The sequence below is a fragment of the Spirosoma profusum genome (assembly GCF_014699005.1).
Taxonomy (GTDB): Bacteria; Bacteroidota; Bacteroidia; order Cytophagales; family Spirosomataceae; genus Spirosoma; species Spirosoma profusum.
Map to the genome: position 1 here is coordinate 46393 of NZ_JACWZY010000038.1, position 15272 is coordinate 61664.

General features: G+C 43.5%; 8 protein-coding genes. 6 read left to right on the forward strand and 2 right to left on the reverse strand.

All coding sequences use genetic code 11. The features are described from left to right. Positions 1–21 precede the first annotated feature (21 nt). From IC229_RS29830 to IC229_RS29845, 4 genes are read left to right on the forward strand one after another with little or no spacing between them, the layout of a single operon-like run. Positions 22–2043 (forward strand): hypothetical protein, encoded by a 2022-nt coding sequence (locus IC229_RS29830; RefSeq protein ID WP_190891788.1) that lies wholly within the window; start codon positions 22–24, stop codon positions 2041–2043. Then, entirely contained in the window at positions 2028–3776 is a 1749-nt protein-coding gene (locus IC229_RS29835; RefSeq protein WP_190891790.1) for a hypothetical protein, read from the forward strand. The genes IC229_RS29830 and IC229_RS29835 overlap by 16 nt, the downstream gene beginning before the upstream one ends. 49 nt (positions 3777–3825) lie before the next feature. Beyond that, the gene (locus tag IC229_RS29840) at positions 3826–4878 is read left to right on the forward strand and encodes a PDDEXK nuclease domain-containing protein (RefSeq protein ID WP_190891792.1); all 1053 of its coding nucleotides are present in this window, start codon (positions 3826–3828) and stop codon (positions 4876–4878) included. Positions 4879–4924: 46 nt separating this feature from the next. Next, entirely contained in the window at positions 4925–8719 is a 3795-nt protein-coding gene (locus IC229_RS29845; protein WP_190891794.1) for a hypothetical protein, read from the forward strand. A 21-nt stretch (positions 8720–8740) separates the two neighbouring features. On the opposite strand, the gene IC229_RS29850 is transcribed toward IC229_RS29845, so the two are convergent. Then, a complete protein-coding gene (locus IC229_RS29850) occupies positions 8741–9916 on the reverse strand; it encodes a hypothetical protein (protein ID WP_190891796.1) in 1176 nt (391 codons plus the stop codon). Between the two features lie 1121 nt (positions 9917–11037). Here IC229_RS29850 and IC229_RS29855 point away from each other — a divergent pair. Beyond that, positions 11038–12339: a PKD domain-containing protein gene (locus IC229_RS29855; protein ID WP_190891797.1), complete on the forward strand. Its 1302-nt coding sequence runs from the start codon at positions 11038–11040 to the stop codon at positions 12337–12339. Between the two features lie 1262 nt (positions 12340–13601). On the opposite strand, the gene IC229_RS29860 is transcribed toward IC229_RS29855, so the two are convergent. Further along, a complete protein-coding gene (locus IC229_RS29860) occupies positions 13602–14351 on the reverse strand; it encodes a hypothetical protein (RefSeq protein ID WP_190891799.1) in 750 nt (249 codons plus the stop codon). A 69-nt stretch (positions 14352–14420) separates the two neighbouring features. On the opposite strand from IC229_RS29860, the gene IC229_RS29865 reads away from it, so the two are divergent. Further along, positions 14421–15272 (forward strand): hypothetical protein (locus tag IC229_RS29865; RefSeq protein WP_190891801.1); only part of this gene is annotated, 852 nt, incomplete at its 3' end.

Genomic DNA, 15272 nt, shown 5'->3' on the forward strand with positions numbered 1-15272 from the left:
GAACATGAAATATCTTTCACTATGCTTTATTCTGAATTAGTACATCAAGTTAATAATGACGCTTCATTGCATGCACAACTAAAACGTCTGTATGAATTTTATCTACAACAAGGAATGACTTTGTCAGCAGACACTGTTGAAAATGTCCTTGATCCATTGATTTGGCAACCATTAAACTTGGTAGCTTATGAATCTACAGAAAGTAGCTGGCTCATTCAGCCAAATGACTTGTTTGCCAATTATGTTTTAAATGCGAAGGTACCGGACTTTGCCGAACGACTACTCGTAGAACTGGCTGAGTTACGCCAAATCTATGAACAAGCCACAGAGCGCCCCAATGACTTATTTTCTACTAATATCATGCGATTGCATGATCGAATTTTAGAACTCATCTTAAAACACGTACATGAGACAACAGGCTCCGATTTTAGTATATGGATAGATGAACTTGCAAATGAATCTAATCACCAAATTCAATTTGAATTTTTAGAAGCCTATTGTGAAGTTGCTGATCAATTACTTCTTTCTGGGCAATCTATTATCAATGCCTGTCGTCGTTTTTTATCTTGGCGAGATGGAGCAGCCGAAAGTAATGTTAACAAACTACTAGTTCGTTATGCTAGAAATGATTACGGAGCCGCGACTTCCCTGCTTCGTTCTATAATAGATAGTGACGACCGTTTCATTCAGAGTAGTCTATTAAGAGGCTTGCTTGAGGGCGATTCCGAGCAATGTTGGCCCGTGATTGAGGAGTTGTATCAGGAGTCAAAACACCAAGCATTTATTATGAATGCGCTACCTAGCCTTCCTATACCGGACTCGACAATAGGTTGGAAAGTTTTAAATTTACTGTTGTCTTATGATCGCATGGTTGAAGCAAATCGAATGACCATGCCATTCTCCTTAACTCGTGTGGTAGATCGAGTTGAATTTATAGACACTGATTTCATACAAAAATGTTATGATGAGTTAAATGAGTTAGCACAAATTGAAGATCTGAAAATTGTAAAATACGTTTTAAGCGCGTTACGGGTTTCCGTTGAAAAGCATCCTCAACAATCAGTGAAGGTGCTTCTGGCCCTGCTTGTTAACCCCGTCATGACGCACGAGCATATAGGTAAGCTAAATTATCATCCCAGTTTTGACGATGTACTTCACTACGTAACAGATATTGATTTGGTATTTGAATTTTTTGAAGAGTATGCTCGTCGTTATGCCATTCATTTTAAGCACGACACGTTTCATTCTACGATTTATTCGTCCTATATGCGGCAGACTACGACTTCGGCTTTTAGAGAAAAGCTTCTAAATTGTTTAGTGCATGACGAAGGAGCAATACGCATGCTTGGTAATGGCATACTTGATTATTTCTACCATTATAATAATCCGTTTGAATTTCATCAAGATATAAGCCAGTTGCCACCAATTATTCAATACAAGCTTTGGATGTCAATTCTTTTGCTCTACAGGAGGCCAAAAAGTACTATCCCGCTTGTTTTACCCTTGCTGAAAAGTAATGAGTCAATCGTTGCTGAAGCCCTTTTTTGTAAACTCGAAGAAATGACAGAATGCTACCACAACGAAGCGCTCCAAGTTGTTGAAGATTACATCGCCCAGCAAGCACCTGACGATACATATCTAGCGTCCGCGCTGACTCGCCTTAAATTACATTATGCAGAATTTTGTAGTCAATTAGACAAAAAAAGAGAGATACTAGAGTTTCATCCAGCAATTTGCCAAACAGCTATTTTTAACCGGTTCAATGAAATACATCGGTATAAATTGAATGAGCGAATGAACACAGTTATGGAGGAAAGTGGCGGACTAATATCATTATTTAAGAAAGTTGTGTTGGCGAAAGGCGGTGGCTGGAAGCATAGTAAACGTGAAGAAATCAGCAAATTAGGCCAGTTTCAATCGTCATTTACGTGGCCTAGACTTCATCTGGTTGATCCTGAGAGATTTGACTTACAGCATCGGAGGAATCGTTCAGCAGACTGGACATCTGATAAAACTGATTTTCTGGAATGGATAACCGAATAATCATCCGAGAATATTTAGAAGGTCTCAAAGAAGATCAGGAGCTTGACGCCATCTTTCCTCTACTATTAATGGCCAAAGGGTTCCGGCTTCTTGCTACCCCGGCACGCGCCAAAGGTCAATCTCAATACGGCAAAGATGTTGTAGCCATTGGCAAAGAAGGTGATACTGTGTTTCGGTTTTATTTCGAGCTTAAGGGCGGCGCTGATCGACATATTGACCAACAAACCTATTTCAGTAACGATGGAATTCGGATGTCATTATTAGAAGCAAAGGATACCCCTTTTCGAGATGTAGGCGTACCTGCTTTTGATAAACTTCCTGTAAAGTATGTGTTGGTTCATAACGGTGAAATTAAAGAAAATATCAGACAGACGTTCGATGGTTTTATTGCACAGACGTTTCCTAACGGAAATTTTGAACGTTGGGATCTCAACTGGTTAACTGAGCAGTTTGACCTTTTTCTATTCAACGAGCACTTAATACCTAATCAGGCAGATAGTCGTTTGTTCAGGCGGGTATTATTACTTATTGATACACCTGATTATAATTTGTCAGACTTCAAGGAACTAGTTATAAACCTTCTTGGTCGTATGCCGATGCCTGATCAGAAAAGACAATTTAAATCAGCATGGGCTACCTTAGTTCTTTTAGCACAAATTGTTTGGCACAAATGCAGACAGAACAACAATCTCTATCCCGCGAAGGACGCATTGACGTTTCTACTATTATCTGCCTGGGCTTGGGTACTAAGAAACAAGTTAGAAACAAAGACTAGGATTCTTAAAGAATTCCGACGGTTGGTCAGGTTGCATTTTGAGTTTCTTCGAGAATACATTCAAAAAACTGCCGAGATAGCAGCACTACCCGAAGGTTTATTCTCAGAAGGCGGTGGGCCGTTTGAGGCTATTGGTTATCCGCTTCGGAGTTTCGAGTACTTAGGGACACTTGCCTACTACTTTGAAGCAAGTCATTATTACCCGAATTTCGACAAATCTGTAGATAGTTCTCGAAAAGCACATCTAGAGCACTGGCACAAAAGCTATCTGACAAAATTGGTTAAAGCTAATACGGCTTGTCATCGCCCAATTTTAGATGCTCATAGTATCCCTATCTTGGCTACAATTCTATACGTAATAAAATCTGAGGAGTTTACAGCAAATGACCGTAAGTTTTTGAATGATTTTCTATTCAAAAATCTTGAGTCTATAATCGTTATCAAGCGAGTAGCGGACCGCTTTCCGTCTTTATCATTACACTTGGATCCGCTCGTTGAATTTGTAGCTACAGGCAGCAGACCATTCAACTACTCTGATAGTTCGTCGCTTTTGCTGCCAATGCTATTAGAAATGATCGCTCATTTAAAGAGTGAAGCTGTTTGGAATATGATTCAGCCCGCAATTAAAGAGTACGATATCGATATGCAAGCTGCTTATCCACTTGTAAAAGAATATGATATTGAACAGTTACTATTTGAACAGCACTTAGATGAGGAGTTTTTTGTAGAAACAAGTCTTGAATTTCCGCAAACCATCGAGGAATATACTGAAGTTATTAAAGAGAAGTATGAGCAACCAATTGTTTACAGAACTGACCTTGCAGGATTTCCTTTCTTAAGAACGTTAGCCCATTTATATTATCATTCTGAGTTTTTTCCTGCAGACTGGCGTTCAATTATGGTTGAAGAAGGAATGTTACCCAGCACTCTACAAACCGGACAACCACTCGCTAGTTGACATACATATCACTTCGCCAAGTCTGTATTGTATGCTATCTTGCTTCACAATGGCCCAGACATTACCCGATAATTATTATTCTCTGCTCGATGCGTTAAAGGCTGAAATCCGGCAAGCCCGTCTACGGGCGACCCTTGCCGCCAACGCTGAATTGCTGCGCCTCTATTGGCACATCGGCAAAACCATCTTGAACCAGCAAGAGCAAGCTGGATGGGGCGCCAAGGTTATCGACCGATTGGCGGCTGATTTACGGTCTGATTTTCCAGACATGCAGGGTTTGTCTCGACGCAACTTGTTGTATATGCGCAAGTTTGCCGAAGAATTTAGCGACCCTGATTTTGTGCAACGGCCCGTTGCACAATTGCCGTGGTCCCACTACGTGATTCTCATGGATAAGGTCAAACAATTAGATGACCGATTATTCTATATAGCCAAAGCTCTAGAACATGGTTGGTCTCGCGATGTCCTGAGCTTGCAAATTAAGTCTGGTCTGCATAAGCGTCAGGGAAAGGCTATTAGCAATTTCAAAAATAGTCTACCAGCCCCACAGTCGGACTTAGCCCAACAATTAACCAAAGACCCTTATTTGTTCGATTTTTTGACCTTACGGCAGGACTATCAAGAAAGAGACCTAGAGGATGCGTTAACTAACCATATAACAAAATTTTTGCTGGAATTAGGGGCAGGATTTGCCTTTGTGGGTAAGCAGTATCATTTGGATGTCAGCAACCAAGATTTCTATCTGGATTTGCTCTTTTACCATCTGCGCTTGCGGTGCTACGTGGTCATTGACTTAAAGCGTGGAAGATTTGAACCTGAATATGCTGGTAAACTCAACTTCTATCTGTCAGTTGTTGATGATCAACTAAAAACAGAAGCTGACCAACCCACCATCGGCCTATTAATTTGTCAGGATAAAGACAAAGTAATTGCCGAATACGCACTCAAAGATATACACAAGCCTATCGGTATCTCAGAATATAGGTTGACTGAAAATATTCCAACGGAATTTAAAGGCACGTTACCAACAATTGAGGATTTAGAACGAGAGTTACAATTACCAAGTCGAATCAGTAGAGGGAAAAAGAAGAGCGACAATTAAAGGTTACAGTCACGTTGAAAGTGTAACGTTACTGGCATACAGTTTAATGAAGAATCTATTCAATATATCAGGCGATGATATTGCGTGTCTTAGCGACAGTGATTTAAGAGAGCTTATCGGTTTACTCTGTGAAGCAGACTGCAAGGCCTACGGGCTTTCTCCCAGTGGAGTCACCTGGGGCGGTCATCAGGATGCTAAAGACGGTGGCCTTGATGTCGTAGTTGAAAATAAGGAATTAATACCGGGAGGTTTCATTCCGAGGCTCAAAAATGGATTTCAGGTAAAGAAACCAGATATGACGGCTTCAGCAATAATTGCTGAGATGAAGCCCAATGGTATTTTAAGGGAGTCGATTAAAGCACTTATTCAAACCGGTGGAAGTTATATCATTATTTGCTCAACAGGATCTACGGCAGATAGAGCTTTGCAGGATCGCCGTAGAGCGATGCAAATGGCCGTAATAGATGAAATAGGCCATGAAAACATCCATCTGGACTTCTATGATCGAGGCAGAATTGCCACTTGGGTAAGAACGCATCCATCAATGGTTGTTTGGGTACGGAATAAGGTGGGCCGCAATTTAAAAGGCTGGCAACCTTATGAAAATTGGACTCAACCGGGCGAGGTTATAGATGACTATTTAATCGACGAAGGAATGCGCCTTTTTGATGGAACAAACAAAATCGAAGAGAGCGAGCTGTCAGTAGAAACCGGATTAAATAAAATTAGAACGATTTTATCGTCCCCAGGCTCTTGTGTCCGATTGGTCGGCTTGTCGGGAGTAGGTAAAACAAGGTTTGTACAAGCGCTTTTTGATGAGAAAATCGGCAAAGCCGTTTTGAATTCGGCTCAAGTCTTATATGCCGACATATCAAATGGACCGGAGCCAGACCCAAGAACTTTTGCGGAACAACTCATCTCCCAAAAAGCCCAAGCGGTACTAATCTGCGATAATTGCCCGCCCGACTTGCACGGCAGACTTGCCAATGTCTGCTCAGGGAGTAAAAGCACGATAAGTTTAATTACAGTTGAATATGATGTTCGCGAGGATTTGCCGGAGGAAACACGGGTTTTTCGGCTGGAACCCGCCAGTGAAGAACTAATTTTTAAACTAATCAAAAAAAGATATACGCACATCAGTGAAGTAGATGCTCGCAGTATAAGCAACTTTTCAGGGGGGAATGCCAGAATTGCCATTGTGCTAGCCAACACGGTACGGCAAGGCGAAACACTATCCGGTTTTAACAATGAAGAACTCTTTAACCGACTCTTCCACCAACGTAATCAATTTTCTATCGACCTGAAGAACTCAGCAGAAGTTCTCTCCTTAGTTTATTCTTTCGAAGGCACCCAAGTGGATTCGTCTTCAGAATTATCACTTCTCGCTTCGTTAATTCAAAAATCACCTGACGAACTTTATCGATATATAACAGAGCTTAAAAACAGAGACCTTGTACAAAAAAGAAGCCACTGGAGAGCCGTGCTTCCACAGGCAATTGCTAATCGACTCGCTAAAAACGCGCTAGCAGCTATTCCGCGAAGCACAATAATTGCAACTTTTATAAACAGTGGTTCAGAGAGATTATTAAAATCGTTTACCCGCCGATTGAGTTTTCTTCATGATAGTGATGATGCTGTCTCAATTGTCGACGAGTGGCTAGAAGCAGGTGGTTGGCTGGGTAATTTAGAGGGCTTGAACGAATTTGGTATAAGTATCCTGAAAAACATTGCGCCTGTTTCACCAAAAAAAATTTTGGATGCCATCGAGCGTGCAATGAAAGGTATAGATTTTAAAACTAGGTCAATTTCTCACCATTCGCGGTTTGTACGACTTTTACGATCATTAGCGTATGATAAAGAGTTTTTTATCAGAAGTACAAAAATTATTTGTGTCTTGGCCTTAGCCGAAAAAACTGATGAACGATACAACAATACAAAAGACGTTTTAAAATCTTTATTTTTTTTAATGTTGTCAGGAACACATGCGCCTGTCGAAGTCCGGTACTCAATTATAGATGAATTAATTAATGATCACAATATTAAAAAAAAAGAATTAGGCCTTCTTCTTTTAGCTACGATTCTTAAAACACAAAGTTTTAATTCGATATACGAATTTGAATTTGGAGCGCACCCTCGCGACTATGGTTATCTACCGAAAACGCAGGAAGAAATTACACACTGGTATAGTTCTGTAATTGATAAATGCGTTAAAATAATTTTGTCTAATGACCCTTTATCCAATGAGATAAAGCAAATACTAGCTAATAACTTCCGAGGCCTTTGGACAAAAGCTGGCATGCATAATGAATTGTATGATGCCACTTTGAAAATTACAAATATGGGACCTTGGAATGAAGTCTGGCTTGAAGTTAGAACCATAATGTACTTTGATAAGGAGAATATTAATGCAGAATTATTAAAACTAAATGAAATACTTGAGCCACAAGATTTAGTAGAAAGAATCAGAACTTACGCCTTATCAAAAAGAGGAATATACATTGAATTTTTAGAACATGAAGAAAATAGTAGTACAAGCACATGGTCAGAGCGTGCAGAGGAAATTTCATACAATTTAGCTCAACAATTAGCTGAGGATGAAACAAGCTTGAATATACTTTTACCTGAGTTATTAGCTGGTTCAGGGATACGGCTATGGGCTATTGGACGCGGATTGGCCAAGGGGTCTAATGATAACTTGGCACTATGGAAAAAGCTAAGAGATTTTATAGAAACTATAGAAAAAGGCAAAATAAATATACTTGCTCTGTTGGGTTTTCTTAATGAAACAAACCGAAATAATATACAGCAATCAAATATCATATTAGATGAAATCGTTACAGATCCTATTTTAATGGAATGGTTTCCTGACTTTCAAACTTCCGTCAAAATAGACGATGACGGGATAGTAAGACTTCACATGGCTTTAGATAATAATATTTCTCCCATTCATTTATATAAATCTCTTGACAGTTGGAGGACGTACCAAACGATTAGCGATGAAGAAATAGCTAATCTTGTAATAAAAATTTTATCTAAAGAAGGTGGTGATGATGTTGCATTATCAATACTTCAAGCATGGTTTCATAGATCTGGCGAGGAGCATTATTCAGACGTACTAGCAGAGGTTGGCCGAACAGTATTAACATGTTACAGATATTCAGAAGAGAATGATGGTCGATTTATGAACCATTATCTAAGTGACGTTGCTAAAGCATGCTTAAATGGCGAAAGTGCCAGTGAAAAAGCTAGATTAATCTGTCAAAAGATACTCAATTCAATCACATCATATAAAATAAATATTGGCGATTGTGATGAATTTTTAGAAACGATCGCTGAATTGCAGCCAAAGGTCTTCCTTGATATTATCATTGGTTCAAATTCATTAGAAGATTATCAACTCCGTAGTATAAGCTTTGACAATTTTCCTGGAACGAAAAATCCATTATCAAAAATCCCTAATAGTGTAATCATTTCATGGTGTGAAATCGACCCAAGTTGTCGCTACGAAGAAATAATTTATTTAATTGAGACTTTTTTTTATAGTCAAGAAACATCTAAACTGGAATGGACACCGCTTACAATTACTATCCTTGAGAAGGCGATTAATATAAAAAAGGTTTTGCATGCACTTGCTGATTCAATCACGCCTAGTTCCTGGTCGAGTTCGTTAGCAGATATATTAGAACTTCGACTTATTCTATTTGAGAATTTATTCAACCATACGAATATAGAAGTATGGACCTGGGCTAAGGAGATGCATGCGAAATGGCAATCTAACATTATAGAACAACGGGAATATGAATACGCAAGTGACCGGCGGCAAAGTGAAAGTTTTGAATAATTTATTTGATACAAATAAAACCTAATCTTCGTTTAAAAGTAATCCATTTTCCTTTCTTATTACTAACAATTGAAGTGACAATTTACATCCTTCCATCAGTTCATTTTCTTCTATAAATTTTTTTACAGATTCTTGATCTAATTTTATTTCTTTCACATTATGTGTTTCAAATTTATTATCAGGTGCTAATTCGTAATTCTTCCGGAAATTATCGAAAGTATATGGATATTCAAATATAGAAGTAAATTCTAGTTCAAACACATTTCTGTAAAATATAAGATCCATGAATTTAGGAGGGAAGCTAGCTGCTATTTCTTCAGTTATATTAAGCTCTGAGAAGAGGCCACGGTTAAAGCATTTTACAAAACTTGGACCAAAATCATCGTAATCTGTTTGACTAAATCCTTCGTCCATTGTGTAATGCCATCTTCTAAGTCCAGTTTTTATAAATTCTGACCTCTCTGCAACTACTACAGATTCGCCTTTGTTGAGTAGAACTAGAGTTGTTGCTGCTATGCCTCCTATGAAAGGAGAGTAATCAGCGTTTGCGCTTGTAAGTTCTTCTAACTTATGAACTTTAGAAATTTTGTGACCAGCGCTCTTGAGCTCCTGATATATTGAAGCAAAAATTCTTTGAGTAAAGTAATCCGATCTGTATGTTTGTACTTTAAAAGACGATTTTTCTTTTACTCCTAACCTGTCTCTCCTAAGGCGGAATATGCCTAGTGTTTCGCCATTAAAGAAATTACCATTAGCTTTTAATTTATTTATAATATTTTTTGATACTATATGCTTATGTTTTTCAATTAAAATGCTCAAGTTTTCGATTTTTGTAGACTCGCTTATATCATTAAATGTTTTACTACCATCAAATGAAATTTGATCTCGAAATTCAAAATCGTCTTTAAGCAAAAGGAGTTCGGAATGGTACTCTTCAGGAATGGAAATTATCAGTTCCTTGTCTGAGTCTTTAATTTTGATATCTTCAAAACAGAAAAAAGGATCTCCTGATTCTAAAACGAAAATATCAGTAGTAACTTTCGATTTATTGGACGCAGAATCGATAAGTTTTACTACATGATCGTTTATTCTCTTTTTTTTCCTTGACTTTAAAAATTCTGGTAATATCAAGCCCAATAATGTTCCTAATGCTGTCCAGAAAGCGTTGTTTAGTATTCCTAATAAAGTTTCGTTCATAGCTATATTTTGATGGTTTGTGTAAATTATTTTATAATTAAGATTAAAATGGTCAGAAAGCGATGCATAATTTATTATTCGGTCTTAATGCTATTCTAGTTGGACACTTGGTTGTCGCATAAGGTTACTTAATGAGCAACAAATATAATTATTGATGAATAAGCACGTCTTTAAAATTTATACCAATCCACCTATTGTCTATTAATGTGAGTACAACTATGAATTTACGACCTTACGACTCAATTTACTTATTAATGAAATCGGGATAATGCTTTGGCTTATTGATTGAACTAATTTATAGAAGTTTAAAAAAAGAGAAAGTTCATATCCGTTTTTAAAACTTTGCTCATGTATATGCGATATTACTCGAATTTTTACAGTAATACAGTCCAATAATTTCTAGAATGTAATTGGGTAATATGGGGTAAAAAATTAATAAATAGTATTTTATTATTAAATTAAAATATTAACTAAGAATTTTGAATCCCATCCTGTGTAGGCAATAACAACGAACTTTATCTGGTCGAATAATATTTGTACCGCCGTATTTATAAGCATTGAGTTCTAGTATCTGGTCTAACACTTTTTCTACCCATATCGATTTTAGATTTGGGTAGAAAAAGGCGTAGATTTTTATTTTGAGTACTATTTTTAGTGTGAATTCGGATTGTTACAAGACTTATTCGTCTTCTGCTCGAAAATCGGGGCCTAAACGGGGGACCATACTTGAAAAGTTTATCTCAGTTGCAAGCTGCTTCAATCAGTTAGGCACAGAATTGAAATCCTGTTCAACATTCGTTTCTGTTAGTTTCCCTGAGCCAGTAGAACGATGAATTTAATTAGCTGATCGTCAAAACATGCGGGAGTGATTGGCCTAAGAACCTAGAGGATATAGTTAAAATAAAGCTGCTCGATGGCCAGATGAATAACCAAACGGGTCGCCAACGTTGTTTTCTTCAGGACGACTTGTTTACTTTATAGGCGATGCGCACGCCCCGGGCGGCTGAAAACAAGATAGGTTTGGTAGATTGCTTATAGCCTCTCAGTGAATCGGGCTGCAAACGTCAACTCTTCATTTGTTTTTTGCGGCAGTTCATCGGCCATTTTAACCGTACTTTTTAATGAAACCACCGATTTACGTTTTCATCCTTGTAACACTAGCCTCGTTCAGCTGTAAAAAAACAGAGGATGACATGGGGCCCGTCGTCAAACCCAGTGGACTCTTTACCTACCGCGCTGTTCCCGACGGAGACGGCACCGTTGCCTTTGCCGCCGATTCCAGTCAACAGTTTCGTGAGTTCAGCTGGGATTTTGGCGATGGCACCACCGCCACCCTGTCGACGCCCAAAACCGTCCACATTTTCAAGAAGAATACCACCTATCAGGTCCGACTCGTGGCCAAAAACAACGTAGGCCAAGTAGCGGAAACCAAATCCATTGCGGTCACCAACCGATTTGCCCGCGTATTCGAGGATTTACCCGCCAGTGAGCGCGATACCATCCGCGTGCTCTACGTCTTAACCTCCGCCAGACCAGAATTAGGTTATCGTACGATCTATGACAATCCGGATAAACCCCTCTACGATCTCCACCTGAATCGGGTATTCACCCAATTCCTGCAGCGAAGCCTATCCGGCTATCCCACCGAGTTGGATCGGTTGGTCTTTAAGGGCATTCCCTACGTACTTTCTCCCGAAGATACCCTGGCCTTCTACAACAACAACGATCCCGATGCCTTTTTCAGGTCGTTGATGAATAAACCCCAGCATCCCCTCTACCAGAAAATTCTGGCCAAAAAACGCCAGGCGGCCGCCGCCCGAGTGGTCTTTATGATGGTCAATCCACTCGTGGTCGTCAAAGTCAATGATCGCTTGTACTCCACTGCCTTTAAATACAATTACGCGGGCTATGCGAATTATGAGGCGGGCTACATTGCTGCCTTCGATAACCTGGGGGTGGTGACCCATGAGATGGGCCATTCCTTCGGGCTAATGCACGAGACCCAGCGGGATAGCCGCTACCGGCCCTTGATGAGTGCCCCCGAAACCCAGGTGATCGGCGGCGAGCCTGGCGTTTATAATATATATCGGGAGTTTCAATACAAGGGTACTGAATACCAGCTAGGTTATTTAAGGCAACCCAATGACATTTATGCCTGGGTACCCCAGTACTGGCAGTCCATTGTCTATCCCAATAGTCAGGTGATTGCAACGATGACAGTCCGAGATATAGCGACCACGCCCTATTACAAACCCGGTATTACCCTGGCTACCACATTAACCCAGGCTTTGGTCGATCAGTACCTCATTAAAGTAGTACCGGGCTTAACGACCAGTCTGCTGGAGAATGCAAAGCCCAATGGCCGGCAAGGGATCGACACCACCCAGCCAACTTATGTGGCGTGTCCACTGCGCCAGCAGTAACCCGGCCACCAATGAAACCCGCAGGCCCGCACCGCCTGCTAGGGGACTAGCCAGCGCCCAGCGAATCGGCGCTGTCCTTAATGTCGTCTACGAATACGTGGAGGGGGAGGTCCCAGCGAGGCGCTGGCTATCGGGCGAAGGAGCCCCAGAGTCCAGCTTCCGTTCAGCGGCCGCCCGCTAGCAGGGGCGGGGGACCAGCGGCGGCCCTGGGACGAGCTACGCGCAACGGCCAGGGCTACCCAGTGCGTTTTCCTGGTTGATCCCGTTAGTGGCCCTGCCTGGCTACCAACGGCTCAGTCCCGTGGAGAAGGGCCATCGACTACCCATTTCCCAGGCCCACACCCACCTAAATCGCCTGCTGAGCGTTACGGATACCTTGTTGTTACTATCTGTGTTATATTTTTAATAAAAAGTTTAAAATATACTTGACATTTGTTTTTTGATGCTTATGTTTGTGTCAACAATGACGTTATGATATATAAATAAGCTTAGATTGACACATACTCCTTGATTGATTTACTTATTAGCTCGTAGTTCCCCTAATCACATTTCTGTACCCGTTTCTCCAATAGAACCCATATACCCATTAGCAGCTCCTTACAAGAACCTTACCCATCCCTCAAGCTTCGTTCAATCAACCTGTACTTACTAGTCTAAACCCTTTGTATGCCGCCTGAGCTGGCCTGCGGCGGGCCAGCCCTGCGCCTAATCACGCGTATTCACACCGTTTTGCTATGCGAACATGTTTACTGCTCCTACTGGCTCTGAGCTGGTACACTACCCCTGCGTTTTCTTTTTTGGACGATGAGCCGACCCGGGCCACCCTTCACCCCCCGGTGACGGCCATCCGACCCTTACCCACCAAGCCCCTCAAGCACAGTCGCCCCCCGCTCTTCCAGGGGAACCCCTTGCCGGTTCGACCGGGCCTGCAGACCCAACCGGTCGGCCTGGCCCTGGCCAGCTATCTCGCCCCCACGACTAGGCGGCAGGACTCCACCGGCCTGTTAGCCACGGTTACCTTCCCGGTCAAGCCAGCCACCCGGCCCCAGGGCCCCGACCCCATTGGCTTTCGCCTGCAGGCCAATACACCCCGCCTGCGGCTCGGCGACGAGTTCACCCTGACCATTACCGCCGAGCTGCTGCCCATCCTGCCCAGCCAGCTGTTCTTCTTTGAGGCCCAGCGCTCCTTTTCGCTGCGGGTGCTGGTGCCCCCGGGCTTTGTGCAGACGGGAGGCACCTATTCCGACTACGTGGGCACGACCCTAAGCCGGGAGGGCCCCTCGAGCGTCACCTACACCCTGCGGGGGAAACTGACCCAGCCCCTGACCTCGGCCGATTTTACCCTCTTGCGCGGCCCCGCCAACGGCTCGGCGGGGAGCCTGTTTGAAAAAAAGCAGCTGATCAGCCTGCCGGTCGAGGGCGAGGGGGTGAGCGCCAGTCCGCTCGCCCGGGTGGCGGCGCCCGGCGCCGACGCCTGTACGCTGAAGAGCCAGCCCGTGCGGCTCAAGTTTGGCCCCACCCTGGGCAAAGCCACCGCCATTACCATCCTCCTCAAAAAGAGCGCATCGACCTATGAGTACAGTGGTGACGACCTGATCTTTGCCAAAACCAATGTGGTCCAAACAACCCGAAGCCAGGGGTTTGTCTACATTCGGGATGGCACCAGCAACAGCTGCTTTCAACAGATTCCCTACACGCTCCCGGCGGGGGGAGCCACCACGGCGGGCAAACCCGTGACCAATAGTCTGGACTGTGATATTTCGGAGTACATCGAAGTCACCCCGAGTGCCACTGAGATCTGTCCCTCCTCGGCCAGTTTCAGCGCCAGATCGGCCCGCCAGGCCAGTACCGCCCCCAGCTCGGTGACGCTCACCGTAACGGGCTGCACGGGGATTATTACCTGGACTGACGGTCCTACTATAATTTCCAATACTTCCTCGTCCAACAAGCTGATCGTCTACGCCAGTGGGAACTACATGGCCACTTGTTTTACCCAGCAATGTCCCGAGCAAACCGATTCCAGTGTGCCGGTGCCGATCGCGCTCAACTGCCCGGGACCTACCTGTACGCCGGCTACACCGGTGGCCCTGGCGGCGGGACAGGACAATCTTTGTCCGAACCAGACCACCTCGTTAACGGCCACCGGCTGTAACGGGGAAATTAGCTGGGCGGGCTATACGGGCACCGAAGCCGTTCGAACGAATTTGGGGCCGGGTACGTATACGGTTTACTGCACCACCGATTGTAACAATCCGACGACGAAGAGCTATATCATTGGTGGCCTACAGGGGGCCACCCAGGTAAAGTTGGAGGCCGTTGGGAATGTTACCAGTGTATGCCCGGGGGGCGGTACGACCATCCACGCCGATGGGTGTTCGGGCAGCGACCTGCAGTGGAGAGACCACCCCGAGTGGGCCACCGAACCCACCCATCCGGTGGGCGTGGGCTCCTATACCGTCATCTGTAGCCAGACCTGTGGCACCTCGACGGCCATCATCAATATCACCCAAAAGGATGCTAGTACCCAGGTGAGCCTGGGCGCCGATGAGTCGAGTGTTTGTCCGGGGGGGGAAACCACCATCCACGCCACCAACTGCACCGGCGGCACGCTATCCTGGCGGGATCATGGGGACTGGGGAAGCAATGCTAACCCTACGGTTGGGGTGGGCTCCTATACGGTAACCTGCAGCCAGACCTGTGGCACCTCGACGACCAGCATCGACATCACCCAAAAGGATGCTAGTACCCAGGTGAGCCTGGGCGCCGATGAGTCGAGTGTTTGTCCGGGGGGGGAAACCACCATCCACGCCACCAACTGCACCGGCGGCACGCTATCCTGGCGGGATCATGGGGACTGGGGAAGCAATGCTAACCCTACGGTTGGGGTGGGCTCCTATACGGTAACCTGCAGCCAGACCTGTGGCACCTCGACG

What these genes read in the sequence shown, in the direction of transcription:
- IC229_RS29850 (WP_190891796.1), bottom strand. Translation starts at nt 9,916, where the DNA reads ATGAACGAAACTTTATTAGGAATACTAAACAACGCTTTCTGGACAGCA.
- IC229_RS29835 (WP_190891790.1), top strand. Translation starts at nt 2,028, where the DNA reads ATGGATAACCGAATAATCATCCGAGAATATTTAGAAGGTCTCAAAGAA.
- IC229_RS29855 (WP_190891797.1), top strand. Translation starts at nt 11,038, where the DNA reads ATGAAACCACCGATTTACGTTTTCATCCTTGTAACACTAGCCTCGTTC.
- IC229_RS29845 (WP_190891794.1), top strand. Translation starts at nt 4,925, where the DNA reads ATGAAGAATCTATTCAATATATCAGGCGATGATATTGCGTGTCTTAGC.
- IC229_RS29830 (WP_190891788.1), top strand. Translation starts at nt 22, where the DNA reads ATGCTTTATTCTGAATTAGTACATCAAGTTAATAATGACGCTTCATTG.
- IC229_RS29840 (WP_190891792.1), top strand. Translation starts at nt 3,826, where the DNA reads ATGGCCCAGACATTACCCGATAATTATTATTCTCTGCTCGATGCGTTA.